Raw genomic sequence first — 1,480 nt, 5'->3', positions numbered from 1 at the left:
CAGCCTGTTGATTTTCAACACGCTCGCGCTATCTTCTATGCTTCACATTTTGGAGAGGTATTGATGGCACTTGGCAAGCGAAGGCGAGAACGGCAGGACACGTTCTGGGTCACTGCCGATAAACTCAGCAACGGACCGCGGAACGTTTTCTACGACCGGCTCAATCAGTTACTCGCCGAGATCGATTTCGACGGCAAACTGGAGTTGGCCGTCGAGCCGTTCTATCAGAAGACGGGACGCAAATGCCTTCCACCGGGCATCTATTTCCGCATGATCTTCATCGGCTACTTCGAAGACATCTCCTCCCAGCGAGGCATCGCGTGGCGGTGCGAGGACAGTCGATCGCTGGCTCGCTTCCTTGGCTACGGCCCCGGAGAATCCACGCCCGATCACAGCACGCTCTCGCTCACCCGCGAACGACTGCCGATGGAGATCCACCAGTTTGCCTTTGAGCTGATCCTGCAAGCGACCCGTGACAACGGACTGCTTCGAGGCAAGACGATCGGCGTCGACGCAACGGACCTCGAAGCCAACGCATCACTCAAGAGCATCGTTCGCAAAGATAACGGCGATGATTGGCGGGCCTACCTGAAAAAGCTGTACGAAGAAGAAACAGGCAAAAGCGATCCATCAGACGATGAATTGCGTCGCTTCGACAAGTCACGCAAAGACAAGAAGAAGGTCAGCAACGAGCAGTGGAAGAGCGAAACAGATCCTGATGCTCGGATTGGCAAGATGAAAGACGGGCGTTTTCACTTAAAGTACAAAGCCGAAAACGCCGTCGATCTTGATACCGACGTGATTGTGGCCGCCGAGATCTATCACGGTGACTCGGGTGACACCGCCACGATCGAAGACACCGTCAACACAGCAAAAACCAATGTGGACGCCACGGATTGCGATCACAGCATCGAGGAAGTGGTTGCCGACAAGGGGTATCACAGCGAAGACTGTTTAGACCGATTGCAGAACGAGACCGGCATTCGGACCTATATCCCGGAGCCGCACCGATCGAGCAAGCGAAAGTGGAAGAACAAACCTGAGTCAGTCAAAGAGTCGTATCGACGTAATCGCCGCAACACGTTGGGAGCGCGAGGTCGCAAGTTGCAACGCAAACGCAGTGAAAGAGTCGAACGCACGTTCGCTCATCTTTGCGAGACCGGCGGCTCACGACGAACGTGGCTTCGCGGAATTGAGGATGTCAAGAAGCGATACATGAGCGCGGCAATGGCTCATAATCTGGGCCGGATCATGCGCTCGCTGATCGGAGCAGGCAAACCAAGACACGCCGCGTTGCTGGCCGCACGTGCCGTGTCGGCCTTTAAGAGCTTCTTCCGTATTCTAGATCGCCGTAGCAGCGAAATCATCGAATCAACGACCGATTGCTGGTCCGCTTCAACTCAAACAGGACCAATTTCATCCAAAGCCCAAATTCGCTGGTCGATGACCGGTGATTGGGCATAAATCAACAGGCTGTTAA

Annotated in this window: 1 protein-coding gene; it reads left to right on the top strand. The window is 54.7% G+C overall.

Annotated elements, in window-relative coordinates; genetic code table 11:
• Nucleotides 1-1,464, top strand: a 1,464-nt coding sequence (locus tag NB063_RS32000; RefSeq protein ID WP_250933900.1) for a transposase, incomplete at its 5' end; no start/stop codon positions are given.
• Nucleotides 1,465-1,480: the final 16 nt, after the last annotated feature.

Origin of the sequence: Aporhodopirellula aestuarii (genome assembly GCF_023701485.1) — a bacterium.
Taxonomy (GTDB): domain Bacteria; phylum Planctomycetota; class Planctomycetia; order Pirellulales; family Pirellulaceae; genus Rhodopirellula; species Rhodopirellula aestuarii.
This window is presented reverse-complemented; position numbering and strand designations above follow the sequence as displayed.